A 12,360-nucleotide genomic window follows, 5' to 3' on the forward strand; every position below is an offset into this window, starting at 1 on the left:
TCTCGATGATGGACTTCACGCAACTGGTGGTGACGGTGGACGCCCAGCGCAGCGGCTCGACGGTGGTGATCCGCCCGCACCTTGAAAACCCCGCCCCGCTGACGCTGCAATACCGAATGACCGTCAGGCAGATCAGCGCCCAGGGCACCTCGGCTATCAATCAGCAAGGCGATCTGCAGAACGGCGTCGCGGCGAACAGCATCAGCCTGAGCCTGCCGGCCGAGGCAACGTGTCAGGTTCACCTCGAAGTCTTCGACCGGACCACTCTGATCAAATCGGTGGACAGCGACTGCAGTAACACGCCCGCCCGCTGATTCAGAAGGCGGCGGGTTTAGCAGGACTCGCCGCTCAGCGCCATCTACGCCGCCCAGTCCCTGACCGTCAGCGGATAAGATGCCAGACGCCGGGAACATCCCGGGCGGTCCGGGCTCCAACCAGTCTGGATCGAGTCTCCGCCCTCCTCGGGAACCGACAGACCATGACCCGCGCCGCCCTTTGAAAAAGCTCGGATTGTCCGGATCATGGCTGACGCGCAGGTATGCCGTTTGCGCAAATGCAAGCGTCTAAACCCGCCTGTCTGTCGCGGTTTACGCCCTTGAGTGACCGGCGGCGCTCGGGTAATGTCAGCACACCCACAGGACAGAGCACGCTCATGACTTCCAAGCTGGAACAACTCAAGCAATTCACCACCGTCGTTGCCGACACCGGCGATTTCGCTGCCATCGAAAAACTGAAACCCGTCGACGCCACCACCAACCCTTCCCTCTTGCTCAAGGCCGCTTCCAGCGACAGCAACGCTGACCGCTTGAAAGAAGCGTTCACCGGCAGCAAGGGCGACATCAACGTTGCCAGCGACCGTTTCGCCGTCGCCATCGGCCGTGAAATTCTGAAAGTGGTCCCGGGCCGCGTTTCCACCGAAGTGGACGCACGCCTGTCGTTCGACACCCAGGCTTGCATCGAACGCGCCGACCGCATTGTTGGTTTGTACGAAGATTTCGGCATCGGCCGCGACCGTATCCTGATCAAGCTGGCGTCGACCTGGGAAGGCATCAAGGCCGCTGAAGTGCTGGAAAAGAAAGGCATCCAGTGCAACCTGACCCTGCTGTTCTCCTTCGCCCAGGCCCAGGCTTGTGCGGACGCCGGCGTGTTCCTGATCTCGCCATTCGTGGGTCGCATCTACGACTGGTACAAGAAAGCCGAAGGCAAAGACTACGTCGGTGCAGAAGATCCGGGCGTGCAGTCGGTGACCCGTATCTACAACTACTACAAAGCCAACGACTACAAGACCGTGGTCATGGGCGCCAGCTTCCGTAACCTCAGCCAGATCGAAGAACTGGCCGGCTGCGACCGTCTGACCATCAGCCCTGACCTGCTGCAGAAACTGGCAGAAGACAACGGCACGCTGGCTCAGAAGCTCAAGCCGGGCAACGGCGGCGAGCCCCGCGTGACCCTCAACGAAAGCCAGTTCCGCTGGGCTTCCAACGAGGACGCCATGGCCACCGAGAAACTGGCCGAAGGCATTCGCCAGTTCGCCCGTGACCAGGTAGCCCTGGAAAAGATGCTGTCGAACAAAGCGTAACGTTTCAGGCATGTAAAAAGGGCGGCACCTTCACAGGTGCCGCCCTTTTTTAATGCCTCGGTTCAGGACCGGGGCGTGTTACAGGTGTTGGTCATGGTCTACTGGTGTTCGAGCGCATTGACCAAATCACGGAAGGCTTCGCGGTTCGAGTCGTTCAAGCCCATCAGGATCTTGTGGGCCTCAAGCACCTTGGCCTTGACCACCTCTTCGCACTGATCCTGGCTCGGCAGGTCGCTCAGGGCTTCAGGCCGGGGAATCGGCCGACCGACGATGTTGAACACCTGATCGAAGCCCATGGACTGCAACAGCCGCGTGATGTCTTCGTGGGTAGTGACGACCGTCGGCAACAACCCGGCCTTCTGGCGCGAGAGGATCGACAGCTTGGCCAGCAGACCGAGGGTGGTGCTGTCGATGCTGCGGGTTTCGGTCAGATCGATGACCACCGTCGAGAAATTCATCGAGGTGAAGATCCGTTCAATTGTCGCATCCAACGCCGAGCACAGCGTCAGACGCACTTCACCCACAAACTTGAGGACGAATGTGCCGTCTTGCTCGGCGAACTGGATTCTACCGGTACTCATTAAAGGTTCCTGCTCAACACTAACAAGGCGATATCATCCGGCATCTCCCCTAGCGTGGCCAATCCAAACGTCTGGCGCAGACCATCCAGGCTGCCCCCCGCCGCCTTGACCAGTTCGGGCAAGTTGGCTTCTTTCTCTTTGAGTGTATCACCTGGCAGAAGGTCCAGAATGCCGTCGGACAGCAGCGTCAGACTAAAGGACTCAGGCAGATCGATGACGTGATCCGTGTAAGTCGCTTCATTGAACAGCCCGACGGGCAGACCACGGCCCTCAAGGTAATGCGTGTCACTCGGGGTGTAGAACACCGGCAGCGGCAAATGGCCGCCGACGCTGTAGGTCAACTGCCCGGTTTCCTCGTCGATCACACCGCCCACCATCGTCACGTGCTTGCCCAGCTTGCAGCTGATGAGCCCGCGATTGATGTGGCCCAGCACGTCGGACGGCTTGAATTCCGGCAAACTGCCGCCGCGCTTGGATTCGAACAGCAGGCGCGTGGTCATGAATTTCAACAGCACGGTGATGAACGCAGACGATGCACCGTGGCCGGACACGTCCGCCAGATAGAACGCAACACGGCGCTCATCCACCCGGAAATAATCAACGAAATCGCCCGACAGGTACAGGGACGGGATGATCTCATGTTCGAATTCGAACGCGTCGATCGCCCAGGGGCTGGTGGGCAGCATGTTCATCTGCACCTGACGGCCCGCGTCCTGGTCTTCCTGCAGCAAGTGCAGGCTGGCCTCGAGTTCGCGGTTGGCGGTCTCCAGCTTCTGTCGGTACTCCTGGTTTTCGTGGAGGAGGCGTGCCCGATCCAGCGCACGTCGGACCGAGTGCTCAAGCACGGCGAGGTCTTCGAGGGGTTTGATCAGGTAATCGGCCGCGCCAAGGCGCAGTGCTTCGACGGCATCGCTCATCACGCCTGCGCCGGACACCACGATGACCGGCGTTTCCGGCGCAAGGCTGGTGACCTGACGAATCAGCTCGAGACCGCCCACCTGCGGCATGCGCAGATCGCAGATCAGCAGATCGGGCTTTTCCTGCTCGAAAGTCTGGAGACCCTGCAGGCCATTACCGGCTTGCAGAACGCTGAACCCACTGTCTTCCAAATAGGCCGCGAGACTCGCGCGCACTACTTCGTCGTCATCGATGATCAGCAGCGTGGCACTGGTTTTTTGCATGTGGGCAAACGGCGCCAGATTAGGTTGGCGTAGGCGGCTGGTTGCAGTCAGCCCGCGTACTGGATTCGCTTCTAGCCTCTCTGGCTCAGGTAGCGGACTTTTGGTCAAACGCTTCACATGACAGAGCTGCCCTTCAAGGCGCAGACGGTACTCCCATCCGCCTGGCGTTTCAAGCATGGCCCGGCTGCCGAGCGGCGTCTTTACATCGCAAATCACCCGGAGTTATAAGAACCGTTAAATCAGCAATCAAATCAAAGGATGTGACATGGGCCAGCTCGATCGCGATTACGAAGAAAAACGGGATTACATCCGCATGCGTGTGGATGCGGACATCAGCCTGATCTACGCCGGCCAGATTATCCCGGCGGTCTGCGTGGATTTATCCAGCTCCGGCATGCAAATACAGGCGCCCCGCTCGTTTCAGGTGGGCGACAAGATCAGCGTGACCATCGATTCCGAGCACGCTGCGCTCAAGGGCCTGGAGGCCGATACCGAGGTGGTCTGGATTGCGGACATGGACGGCGGCGAGCAGAAACTGGGCCTGACAATCCTGGCAATGAAGTGACGGCAGCGCGGAACTCCGTCACATTTTCGAAAAAGAGTGAAAATAAAAAGGCGACCATCTGGTCGCCTTTTTAGCATCGTTTTGCAGACCGGATGGATCAGAAATCGTCGACAACTTTGCCGTCTTTGACCTTGAACTCGCGGTTCTGCAAGTAAGCGTTGCGGATGAAGATGTACTTGTCGCCATTGATCAGCTTTTCAGCCGACAGCAGGCTGGCGCGGGTATCGACCAGGCTCACGCCCAGCGCGGTGTTGCGCGTCGGCACGTGGTCGATGTAGCGCCACGGCTGGGTGTAGGTGTCAGGGTATTTGGCGAATGCGTCACGCACGGTGCTAGGACCGAACAAGGGCAGCATCACGAACGGACCGCTGGCAACGCCCCAGTGACCAAGGGTCTGACCGAAGTCTTCGTCGTTGCGTTGCAGGCCCATTTTGGTGCCGACGTCGAAGAAGCCGAGCAGGCCGAACGTGGTGTTGAAGATCAGGCGAGCGGTGTCGACGCCGGCCGCTGCGGGCTTGGCCTGAAGCACGTCGTTGGCAAAGTTGGTCACTTCGCCAACGTTTTTGAACATGTTGTGGATGCCGTCTTCAAGAAACTGCGGCGTGATGAACTCATAGCCCTGAGCGATGGGTTTCAGCGCGTAGGTGTCGACGGTGTCGTTGAAACGGAAAATTGCACGATTGACGCCTTCCCACGGATCTTCTTCCGCGGCGTTTGCAGCCATCGGCGCCACGGCCAGGCTGGCCCACACGCACGTTCGAACCAGACGATTGATAAAGCCAGCACCGTTCTCGGGCATAGCTGAGACTCCCAGTCAAAGTAATGAAGCGGGCGCTACGCCCCAAACCAAAGGCGAGAGTATAAAGACTTCTGTGACTATTTACGTCGCCGAAATGGTCGGTGTTTTGTAGGGCAATAAACATCCCGGATCACTGTCATCGTTCGGTCATCGATTTGTCATGGCAATCCCTTAGCGTCAACGGCTTTGAGAGGGAATGCCATGCTCGCCCCGGTTGCCGTCGCTGCTCCGTCGTTCACCGCTGTATTGTTCGGACTCAGCGGATGCCTCGTCGACTTCGGCGCCCAGACGCGCACACTGCTTGCCAGCGACGGCAAGTCTCTCCGTTCCCAGGATGCTCAACCCTTTGCAGCACTGGCTCCCGGCGCGATCAACGCACTGAAGCATCTCAAGCAGCACGGCATCCCTTGCGCCTGGATCGATGAATACCCCTCCTCCATCACCGATCAGCTGTCTGCGCCACTGAACACCCTGATTTTGCCCACGCCCACGCCGACCAACCGCTGGCCTGCACCCGATGCGTGCTGGCAGGCGCTGATGACCCTTGGCGTTAATCAACTGGACGGCTGCGTGCTGGTCAGCGGCGATCCGCGCCTGCTCATGGCCGGAATGAATGCCGGGCTGTGGACGGTCGGGCTGGCGTCCTGTGGGCCGCTGTGCGGCTTGTCACCCGAACAATGGGAGGCGTTGAGCGATCTGGATCGCGAGCGCCGTCGGGGCCGAGCCACCCTCGAGCTGTATGCGGCCGGCGCACATTCAGTCATCGATCACTTGGGCGAGCTTGAGTCGTGTCTGGCGGATATCGCGCTACGCCGGCAGAAGTCGGAAAAGCCTTGATGTGACGGGCGTCATGCACAACGGGCTGGAGTGGATTAGTCTAAGGCGGTCAGGACCTTTGCTTGCGCATTGCGGTCCATCGTGAGACCCATCACATTAAGGAAGACCCCATGTCCGTCAGTGACTTGCAACTACAACTCAACACGTTGCGCGAGCAACTTGAGCAGAATCCACAGCTGACTCTGGAGGAGCGCGGGAATCTGACCGAGGTCATGGAGCAGATCCAGGCGCAGATCGAACTCGAGACGGTGTCCCAGGACCCGAGCATTTCCGACGGCGTCAATCTGGCCGTCGAGCGATTTGAAGTCGACCACCCCACCATCGCCGGCACCCTGCGCAATGTGCTGGTAACGCTCGGCAGCATGGGGATCTGATTCAGGCGTCCGCTGGCCCACCTCATTGAAGCAGGCCGGCTCCTGCAGATTTTGTGTGCGCTGAAGATTGCCTGTGTTGCCGAGAGCCACTGTAGGAGCGCGCTTGCCCGCGAATGTGGTGGGTCAGTCGACATCTTCGTTTCAGACCCGCCGCGTTCGCCAGCAAGCCGGCTCCTGCACATGGGGCATCCTTGCTTCACTGCCGTGCGAGACGCCCGTTCTCAAGCGTCAGTGTTTCCGTGCTGCGGTACGGATTAATGTCCAGCCCGCCGCGGCGCACGTAGCGCGCATACACCGTCAGTTTCTCCGGCTTCAGCAAACGCTGCAGGTCCATGAAAATGCGTTCCACGCACTGCTCGTGGAAATCCGAATGCTGGCGGAAGCTGACGATGTACGCCAGAAAACTTGCGTGATCCAGCGCCGCGCCACGGTACTCCACCGCTACGCTGCCCCAGTCCGGCTGGCTGGTCACCGGGCAGTTGGATTTGAGCAGATGGCTGTGCAGCGCATCGTCCACCACTCGCGACTCATCGCAGCGCAGCAGTTCGGGTTGAGGGCGGTCGTAGCTTGAAATGCTCACGTCGAGGTCATCCACGCACACGCCCGGTACCGCGACGATACCTTCGGCCTCGATGTCCCTCAGGCTGCGAATGCGCACCCCAACCGCCTTGCCCGCAGCGGTCGACAGGTCTTTCTCCAGCGTGGCAATCAGCTCGGCCTCAGACGCAAACGCGGTCTGATTGAGCGAGTTCAGGTAGAGCTTGAACGATTTGGATTCGATGATATTGGCCGAGTCCGCCGGAATGCTGAACTCACCGATGGCCACCACGGGCTTGCCCGACGGCAGCAGCCACGACAGCTCATAACAATTCCAGAAATCGACACCCTGGTAAGGCAGCGTCTCGGCGGTCAGACCCAGTTCCGCCCACTTGGCAGCGCGTGGAATCGGGAATAGCAGAGACGGGGTGTACGTAGCGATGTATTCGCTGGACTTGCCCAGCGGCGAGTGTTCGGCTGCGGGATGCATGGCGGGACCTGAACCTGAAAAAAGCGGCTGTTAAAAACCAAGGCCGCGAAGTTTATCGGGTTCAGCCCGGGTTTTCAGCGTTTACTGACTGATCGCCACCTTGCCGACCATGCCCGCCTGGTAATGCCCGGGAATATTGCAAGCGAACTCAAGGCCAGTGGCGTCAGCGAACGTCCAGGTCAGTTCGGCGGTTTTACCCGGTTCCACCAGCACGCTGTTGGGATCGTCGTGCTTCATGCCCCCGGCGCCATGCTCCGTGGCTTGCTCCCCGCCGTGGGCCATCCCGTGATCCATGCCGGCCATATCGTGCTTCATGCCAGTCGGGGTGAGCATGCCGCTGGCCGTCATTTTCAGCATTTCCTGCTGGTGCGCCGCATGCATCGCCGCATCACCGAGGTTGAACTCATGCAGCAACCGGCCCTTGTTGGCCAGCACGAACCGCACGGTTTCGCCCTTTTTCACGTCCAGCGATTTTGGCTCGAAGTAGATATCACCCAGCGTCACTTCAACCGTCCGCGTTGCCTGTGCGGCATCGGCCGGGTGACCGAACGCGAAATGCTCGCCGGGTGACCCTTGGGCCGAGAGGCTTGCACCCAGCAGCAGGGCACCAGCGAAATGACGGGGCGACATCGGCCTCTCCTACTCGTAGCGCAAGGCGTGGGCCGGCTGGATCTGCGCGGCGCGGTAGGCCGGGTAGATCGTTGCCAGAAAGCTGAGGATGAACCCGGCACTGCAGATCAGCGCCACATCACTGCCCTCGAGTTTCGACGGGAGATTGCTGATGAAGTAAACATCCGAGGTGAAGATGTGCTGGCCCGTCACCCGCTCGACCCAGCCGACGATCTGGCTGACGTTGATCGCGGCGATCACACCCAGCACACCGCCGATGACAGTGCCGACGATGCCGATGACGGTGCCCTGCACCATGAAAATGGACATGATCTGCCCAGGGGTGGCGCCAATGGTGCGCAGGATGGCGATGTCGGCGCCCTTGTCGTTCACCACCATGATCAGCGTGGCGATGATGTTGAAGGCCGCCACAGCGACGATCATCAGCAACAGCAGACCGATCATGGTCTTTTCCATCTTCATGGCGCTGAACAGGCTGCCCTGGCTGTGGGTCCAGTCATCGGCCTTGTAATCCGCACCGAGCCCTGCGGCAATCGCCGTTGACACCTGCGGCGCGGCATACAGGTCCGTAAGCGCCAGACGCACGCCTTGTACCTGATTAGGCTGCCAGCGCTGGATAACCGCGGCATCCGCGACGTTGACCAGCGCCATGGAACCGTCCAGTTCAGCGCCGACCTTGAACACGCCCACCACCGTCAAACGCTGCAAGCGCGGAGTAATGCCACCTGGGGCGCTGCTGATTTCCGGGACGATCAGCGTCAGTTTGTCGCCGACGTTCAGACGAAAGCGCCGGGCCGTGATCTCGCCGATCACCACACCAAACTCGCCCGCTTTCAAATCCTGCAACCGGCCCTGCACGATGTGCTGGGTGACGATGGAGACCTTGGATTCCAGTGCCGGGTCGACGCCGTTGATTTGAATCGGCTGCATCGAGCCCTTGTACGACAGCATGCCGTCCATTTCAGTGAACGGCACAGCGGCCGTCACTTGCGGATCCTTTAACGATGCTTTGGCAGCCGGCTGCCAGTCGTCCAGGGGCTTCACACCGGAGATCACCGCGTGGGGGACCATGCCGAGGATCCGCGAACTCATTTCCTGCTGGAAACCGTTCATCACGGACAGCACCACGATCATCGCCAGCACACCCAGCGCCAGCCCGATCATCGAGGTCATGGAAATGAACGAGATGAAGTGGTTGCGACGCTTGGCCCGCGTGTAGCGCGTACCGATAAAGATGGATAACGGTCTGAACATTCGTGGAGCACCGTAACTAAGCAGCTGAAAGTAAAAAGCCGATGCCCGGAAGACATCGGTTGTGCGGGTCAGGCTTCGACCAGACGGCCTTCTTCAAGACGCCACACGCGGTCCATCTGCCGGGCCAGCGTCATGTCGTGGGTCACCACCAGAAACGCGGTGCGCGACGACGTGCTGAGTTCCAGCATCAGGTCCTGAATGCCTTGTGCGGTATGCGAATCGAGGTTGCCGGTGGGCTCGTCGAGCATCACCAGCCCCGGCTGGTTGACCAACGCGCGGGCAATGGCCACCCGTTGACGTTCGCCGCCGGACAACTCCGACGGCTTGTGCGCCAGTCGATGCTTGAGCCCCACCCGCTCCAGCAGCGCGGTTGCACGCTGACGCGCTTCCGGAATCGGCGTCTTGCCGATCAGCAGCGGCATGCAGACGTTTTCCAGCGCGGTGAACTCGGCCAGCAAGTGGTGGAACTGATAGACGAAGCCCAGGGCACGATTGCGCAGCAGGCCGCGGGCTTTCTCGTTCAGCGCCGAAAGCTCTTCGCCCGCCAGCCAGACACTGCCTTCGGTGGGCGTGTCGAGGCCGCCGAGCAAGTTGAGCAAGGTACTTTTGCCCGACCCCGAACTGCCGACGATCGCCACGCGCTCGCCCGGGTGCAACTCCAGTTGCAGGCCCGACAGGACGACGACCGATTCCGGACCTTCCTCGTAGGATTTGCCCAGGTTGCGGCAGCTCAGTACAGCTTTATCACTCATGCCCGACTCACTCATAACGTAGCGCCTCCGCCGGCTGGGTGCGCGCAGCACGCCAGGCTGGATACAGGGTGGCGAGGAAACTCAGGACCAGCGCCGCGCCGCATACCAGCAGCACGTCCTGGGCCATCAATTGCGAAGGCAGATAGTCGATGAAGTAGACATCCGCATTGAGAAACTTGTGACCGATCAGGCCTTCCAGTGCGGAAATCGCCGAACTGACGTTGAGCGCCGCGAGAATCCCGACACCGGCGCCGATCAGTGTTCCGACCACACCGATGACCGTGCCCTGGACCATGAAGATGGCCATGATCTGGCCCGGCGTCGCGCCCAGCGTGCGCAGAATCGCGATGTCACCGCGCTTGTCGTTGACCACCATGACCAGCGTGGAAATGATGTTGAACGCCGCGACCGCCACAATCAGCAACAGCAGCAGGCCGATGATGGATTTCTCCATGCCGATCGCCTGATACAGGTTGCCGTGGGTGCGGGTCCAGTCGCGGGAGTAATACTGATGCTCGCCGAGATTCTGGGCGATGTCGTACGCCGTGCGCGGCGCTTTGAACAGATCGGTGAACTTCAGGCGCAAGCCCTGCACCTGGTCAGGCTTCCAGCGGTGCAGCCGCGCCAGATCCTGCAGGTTGGTGACGCCCAGGTAGCCGTCCAACTCGCCGGCGCCGACGTGAAAGATGCCGACCACGGTGAAGCGCTTCATGCGAGGGAACATGCCGGCCGGGGTCACGGTGACTTCAGGGGACACGAAAGTGACTTTGTCGCCCATGCCGACACCGAGCTTGGTCGCGGCCTTGTCGCCGATCACCACGCCGAAACCACCCGCGACCAGATCGTCGAGGCTGCCCTGCTTCATGAAGCCGTCGATGATCGAGACCTTGCGCTCCTGCGCCGGGTCGATGGCGTTGAGCAGGATCTTCTGCACGTTGCCGTTGTTGGTCAGCAGGCCTTGCATCTGGGTGAATGGCGCAACGGCTTCGACCTGTTTGTTCTGTTTGACGCGGGCGGCCAAGGCCTGCCAGTCATTGATCGGCTCGCCGGACTCGATGGTGGCGTGGGGCACCATGCCCAGCACGCGGGTGCGCATCTCATGGTCGAAGCCATTCATGACCGAAAGCACGACGATCATCACGACCACGCCCAGGGCGAGCCCGATCATCGACGTCAGGGAAATGAAGGAGACAAAATGATTACGACGTTTTGCACGGGTGTAGCGCGTGCCGATGAATACAAAAAGAGGTCTGAACATTTAGGGGCTTGTTCGGAGGAATGGGAACGTCCTTGTGGCGGGCCTGGGCAAGCGGCTTTACACTCGAATCACAGCCGAATCATGCTCGCAAAGCTGAGCTATGATTTTGAGCAATCACTCTGACAACCGCCGCTACCATGGGTTCGCCATGCCGACACTAGATGAAGAAGAACGCCGCGAATACTACCGTATCGAGGACAGCGTCGCACTGGAAATTAACCGCATCGCCGGCCCCGGCACGGGAGATGATCCTGGCCATCACGACACTTCAACGCTCTTCGATCTGCTGAGCGAATTGCACGTCGCCGAGTTCGAATCCCAGCACCTACTGCGCCAGCTGGATGATCGCGACCGCACCACCAACAGCTTCCTGCGGGCCATGAGCAAGCGCATCGACCTGCTCGGCCAAGTGGTTGCGCACACTGCGTTGGGCAGGCTGGGCGCCCCGCAGCGCGTGATCATGTCCGAGGGCGGCCTGCAATTCGAGACCCCTCAACCCTTCCCGCCCGGCACCCTGTTGTCGGTGAAAATGGTGCTGATGCCCCAGGCTTCAGGGATGCTGCTGCGCGCCCGGGTCACGCAATGCCATGCATTGACGGTCGGTGACTTTGACGTGGGCATGGAGTGGATCGACCTTACCGACGCTCAACGCCAACTGCTTGCCCGACACATCCTGCAACGACAAGCCGCGCAGCGACGCCTGGCCCGCGAGCAGACCGATCCCGATGTAAATCAGAACTGAGCCCGACTTATCCAGCGCTATGCGTACCAAGGAGTGATTGTGACCATTATTTACGGCCACCGCGGCGCCAAGGGCGAAGCACCGGAAAACACCCTGACCAGCTTTCAGGAATGTTTCAAACACGGCGTCAAACGCTGCGAACTGGATCTGCATCTGTCCCGCGACGGCGAGCTGATGGTGATCCACGACCCGACGCTCAAACGCACCACCGACCGTCGCGGCAAGGTCGTCGAACACGATGCCGCCGACCTGGTGACTTACGACGCGCGCAAGGGCGGCCCTGGTTGGGTGCAGCCCTGCCCTATTCCTCGCCTGGAAGAGCTGTTTGAAAAATGCCCCTTCGATCACTGGCAGCTTGAAGTCAAAAGCGCGTCACGCACCCGCGCGGCGACGACCGTGCTGGCCATCCGCGAAATGGCGCAGCGCCACGGACTGCTGGATAAAGTGACGATCACGTCGAGCTCTCGGGAAGTGCTGCGTGCAGCCCTGGAGCTGACGCCGGACATTTCACGCGGTCTGGTGGCCGAATACGCCTGGCTTGACCCGCTGAAAGTGGCTCAAGGGTATGGCTGCGAGATACTCGCGCTGAACTGGACGCTGTGCACGCCAGAGCGCCTGAAGAAAGCCCAGAATCAGGGCCTGCATGTGTCGGTCTGGACGGTCAATGAGCCCGCGCTCATGCGCAGGCTCGCTGACTTCGGCGTTGACAGCCTGATTACAGACTTTCCCGGTTTGGCCAGCGCCACCCTTGGGAAGTACTGAAATCGGTCTCCCCGGCCGG

Annotated in this window: 15 protein-coding genes; 7 read left to right on the forward strand and 8 right to left on the reverse strand. The window is 60.4% G+C overall.

What is annotated here, in order from left to right:
* Nucleotides 1-5: 5 nt before the first annotated feature.
* Nucleotides 6-314 (forward strand): hypothetical protein, encoded by a 309-nt coding sequence (locus BMY98_RS04295; protein ID WP_074885362.1) that lies wholly within the window; start codon nucleotides 6-8, stop codon nucleotides 312-314.
* Between the two features lie 338 nt (nucleotides 315-652).
* A complete protein-coding gene (gene tal / locus BMY98_RS04300; protein ID WP_074885160.1) occupies nucleotides 653-1,579 on the forward strand; it encodes a transaldolase in 927 nt (308 codons plus the stop codon).
* 98 nt (nucleotides 1,580-1,677) lie between these two features.
* Here the strand turns inward: tal and rssC are convergent, their stop codons facing one another.
* Both rssC and rssB read right to left on the reverse strand, forming a co-directional pair.
* Nucleotides 1,678-2,160 carry an anti-sigma factor antagonist RssC gene (gene rssC, locus BMY98_RS04305; RefSeq protein WP_074885163.1) on the reverse strand — a complete coding sequence of 161 codons (483 nt, stop codon included), beginning with the start codon at nucleotides 2,158-2,160 and terminating at the stop codon, nucleotides 1,678-1,680.
* A complete protein-coding gene (gene rssB / locus BMY98_RS04310; RefSeq protein WP_074885166.1) occupies nucleotides 2,160-3,341 on the reverse strand; it encodes a two-component system response regulator RssB in 1,182 nt (393 codons plus the stop codon). The genes rssC and rssB overlap by 1 nt, the downstream gene beginning before the upstream one ends.
* 265 nt (nucleotides 3,342-3,606) lie before the next feature.
* On the opposite strand from rssB, the gene BMY98_RS04315 reads away from it, so the two are divergent.
* Complete coding sequence (locus BMY98_RS04315) at nucleotides 3,607-3,906, forward strand: PilZ domain-containing protein (protein ID WP_074885169.1); 300 nt, start codon at nucleotides 3,607-3,609, stop codon at nucleotides 3,904-3,906.
* Between the two features lie 97 nt (nucleotides 3,907-4,003).
* Here the strand turns inward: BMY98_RS04315 and BMY98_RS04320 are convergent, their stop codons facing one another.
* Nucleotides 4,004-4,705: an MlaA family lipoprotein gene (locus tag BMY98_RS04320; protein ID WP_074885172.1), complete on the reverse strand. Its 702-nt coding sequence runs from the start codon at nucleotides 4,703-4,705 to the stop codon at nucleotides 4,004-4,006.
* Between the two features lie 201 nt (nucleotides 4,706-4,906).
* Here BMY98_RS04320 and pcrP point away from each other — a divergent pair, with 201 nt between their 5' ends.
* Both pcrP and BMY98_RS04330 read left to right on the forward strand, forming a co-directional pair.
* A complete protein-coding gene (gene pcrP, locus BMY98_RS04325) occupies nucleotides 4,907-5,542 on the forward strand; it encodes an HAD superfamily inactivated hydrolase PcrP (protein WP_074885175.1) in 636 nt (211 codons plus the stop codon).
* Nucleotides 5,543-5,652: 110 nt separating this feature from the next.
* Entirely contained in the window at nucleotides 5,653-5,916 is a 264-nt protein-coding gene (locus BMY98_RS04330; RefSeq protein ID WP_074885178.1) for a DUF4404 family protein, read from the forward strand.
* A gap of 196 nt (nucleotides 5,917-6,112) precedes the next feature.
* On the opposite strand, the gene queF is transcribed toward BMY98_RS04330, so the two are convergent.
* From queF to BMY98_RS04355, 5 genes are all read right to left on the reverse strand, one after another.
* Nucleotides 6,113-6,943 (reverse strand): NADPH-dependent 7-cyano-7-deazaguanine reductase QueF, encoded by an 831-nt coding sequence (gene queF / locus BMY98_RS04335; RefSeq protein ID WP_074885181.1) that lies wholly within the window; start codon nucleotides 6,941-6,943, stop codon nucleotides 6,113-6,115.
* An 81-nt stretch (nucleotides 6,944-7,024) separates the two neighbouring features.
* Nucleotides 7,025-7,573, reverse strand: coding sequence for a copper-resistant cuproprotein CopI (copI, locus tag BMY98_RS04340; RefSeq protein WP_074885184.1), 549 nt, complete (start codon nucleotides 7,571-7,573; stop codon nucleotides 7,025-7,027).
* A 9-nt stretch (nucleotides 7,574-7,582) separates the two neighbouring features.
* Nucleotides 7,583-8,827 carry a lipoprotein-releasing ABC transporter permease subunit gene (locus BMY98_RS04345; protein ID WP_074885188.1) on the reverse strand — a complete coding sequence of 415 codons (1,245 nt, stop codon included), beginning with the start codon at nucleotides 8,825-8,827 and terminating at the stop codon, nucleotides 7,583-7,585.
* 68 nt (nucleotides 8,828-8,895) lie between these two features.
* Complete coding sequence (gene lolD, locus BMY98_RS04350; RefSeq protein ID WP_167355799.1) at nucleotides 8,896-9,579, reverse strand: lipoprotein-releasing ABC transporter ATP-binding protein LolD; 684 nt, start codon at nucleotides 9,577-9,579, stop codon at nucleotides 8,896-8,898.
* A gap of 7 nt (nucleotides 9,580-9,586) precedes the next feature.
* A complete protein-coding gene (locus BMY98_RS04355) occupies nucleotides 9,587-10,837 on the reverse strand; it encodes a lipoprotein-releasing ABC transporter permease subunit (RefSeq protein ID WP_065989603.1) in 1,251 nt (416 codons plus the stop codon).
* A 148-nt stretch (nucleotides 10,838-10,985) separates the two neighbouring features.
* On the opposite strand from BMY98_RS04355, the gene BMY98_RS04360 reads away from it, so the two are divergent.
* Both BMY98_RS04360 and BMY98_RS04365 read left to right on the forward strand, forming a co-directional pair.
* Nucleotides 10,986-11,579 carry a PilZ domain-containing protein gene (locus tag BMY98_RS04360; protein WP_074885365.1) on the forward strand — a complete coding sequence of 198 codons (594 nt, stop codon included), beginning with the start codon at nucleotides 10,986-10,988 and terminating at the stop codon, nucleotides 11,577-11,579.
* A gap of 39 nt (nucleotides 11,580-11,618) precedes the next feature.
* Complete coding sequence (locus BMY98_RS04365) at nucleotides 11,619-12,341, forward strand: glycerophosphodiester phosphodiesterase (protein ID WP_074885189.1); 723 nt, start codon at nucleotides 11,619-11,621, stop codon at nucleotides 12,339-12,341.
* Nucleotides 12,342-12,360: the final 19 nt, after the last annotated feature.

Source organism: Pseudomonas graminis, from assembly GCF_900111735.1.
In the GTDB taxonomy this organism is placed as follows: Bacteria; Pseudomonadota; Gammaproteobacteria; order Pseudomonadales; family Pseudomonadaceae; genus Aquipseudomonas; species Aquipseudomonas graminis.

What these genes read in the sequence shown, in the direction of transcription:
- BMY98_RS04295 (WP_074885362.1), top strand. Translation starts at nt 6, where the DNA reads ATGATGGACTTCACGCAACTGGTGGTGACGGTGGACGCCCAGCGCAGC.
- tal (WP_074885160.1), top strand. Translation starts at nt 653, where the DNA reads ATGACTTCCAAGCTGGAACAACTCAAGCAATTCACCACCGTCGTTGCC.
- rssC (WP_074885163.1), bottom strand. Translation starts at nt 2,160, where the DNA reads ATGAGTACCGGTAGAATCCAGTTCGCCGAGCAAGACGGCACATTCGTC.
- rssB (WP_074885166.1), bottom strand. Translation starts at nt 3,341, where the DNA reads ATGCAAAAAACCAGTGCCACGCTGCTGATCATCGATGACGACGAAGTA.
- BMY98_RS04315 (WP_074885169.1), top strand. Translation starts at nt 3,607, where the DNA reads ATGGGCCAGCTCGATCGCGATTACGAAGAAAAACGGGATTACATCCGC.
- BMY98_RS04320 (WP_074885172.1), bottom strand. Translation starts at nt 4,705, where the DNA reads ATGCCCGAGAACGGTGCTGGCTTTATCAATCGTCTGGTTCGAACGTGC.
- pcrP (WP_074885175.1), top strand. Translation starts at nt 4,907, where the DNA reads ATGCTCGCCCCGGTTGCCGTCGCTGCTCCGTCGTTCACCGCTGTATTG.
- BMY98_RS04330 (WP_074885178.1), top strand. Translation starts at nt 5,653, where the DNA reads ATGTCCGTCAGTGACTTGCAACTACAACTCAACACGTTGCGCGAGCAA.
- queF (WP_074885181.1), bottom strand. Translation starts at nt 6,943, where the DNA reads ATGCATCCCGCAGCCGAACACTCGCCGCTGGGCAAGTCCAGCGAATAC.
- copI (WP_074885184.1), bottom strand. Translation starts at nt 7,573, where the DNA reads ATGTCGCCCCGTCATTTCGCTGGTGCCCTGCTGCTGGGTGCAAGCCTC.
- BMY98_RS04345 (WP_074885188.1), bottom strand. Translation starts at nt 8,827, where the DNA reads ATGTTCAGACCGTTATCCATCTTTATCGGTACGCGCTACACGCGGGCC.
- lolD (WP_167355799.1), bottom strand. Translation starts at nt 9,579, where the DNA reads ATGAGTGATAAAGCTGTACTGAGCTGCCGCAACCTGGGCAAATCCTAC.
- BMY98_RS04355 (WP_065989603.1), bottom strand. Translation starts at nt 10,837, where the DNA reads ATGTTCAGACCTCTTTTTGTATTCATCGGCACGCGCTACACCCGTGCA.
- BMY98_RS04360 (WP_074885365.1), top strand. Translation starts at nt 10,986, where the DNA reads ATGCCGACACTAGATGAAGAAGAACGCCGCGAATACTACCGTATCGAG.